This window comes from Subsaximicrobium wynnwilliamsii (assembly GCF_007997225.1).
Lineage (GTDB): Bacteria > Bacteroidota > Bacteroidia > Flavobacteriales > Flavobacteriaceae > Psychroserpens > Psychroserpens wynnwilliamsii.
This window is the reverse complement of record NZ_VORM01000114.1, coordinates 1-768: the sequence shown is the minus strand read 5'-3', so window position 1 is coordinate 768 and position 768 is coordinate 1. Positions and strand designations below refer to the sequence as shown.

At 41.0% G+C, this 768-nt stretch carries 1 protein-coding gene; it reads right to left on the bottom strand.

The genetic code is table 11. The features are described from left to right. Window positions 1–768 (bottom strand): transposase (locus ESY88_RS20735; protein ID WP_147088610.1); only part of this gene is annotated, 768 nt, incomplete at both ends.

The following is a 768-nucleotide window of genomic DNA, read 5'->3' as shown; positions in this document are numbered from 1 at the left end:
GCTTTAGAGTCATTCTTGTTTGTCACTAAATAATCGATGGGAATGTTATGGTCTGCATCTACCGTAGACTGCACACAGTATGCAACCTCTGTAATATTTCCCCTGATGATTATATGTCTGCTCTCTGGATCTGAAGTCGATATTTGTGTGTCGCCAGATTCTTGTAATTGCTTTTCAAGTTGCTCATACTGTTTTCTGCGTCTTTTATGTTTTTCAACATCCTTTTTTATTTGCTCGTTTTCTTGATCATTCTCACCTTGATCGAGCGCTTTATTATATTGAGCTAGCTTATTGTCTATATAATCTAGATGGCGTTGTATCTTTTTCTGGTTGAAATTGTTCTTCTTACTGTTTTGTGCTCTAAATTTGGTGCTATCGCCAGCAATCAGGGTAGCGCCAATGAGCCCAAAGTTTCGGGCGATCTGTACCGTGGCGAAAAACACTTTTTTGATTGCCTTTGCGTTGTCTTTCCTGAAATTACTGATAGTGTTGTGATCTGGCGCAAGTGATTCCAGCAGCCACATCACCTCTATGTTTCTTCTGCATTCCTTTTCCAATTGACGGGAAGAACGGACTCTGTTCATATATCCATAAATGTAGAGTTTGAGCAAAACAGATGGGCGATAAGCGGGCGGGCCGTTTTCAATGAAGTCTCTTCGAAAACCAAGTTTTTCCAGATCAAGCTGTTCTACAAATTGGTCAATGGCTCTCACACTGTTAAATTGGTCAATGGAATCTTCCAGGGAAACGGGGAAGAGGCAGGTCTGT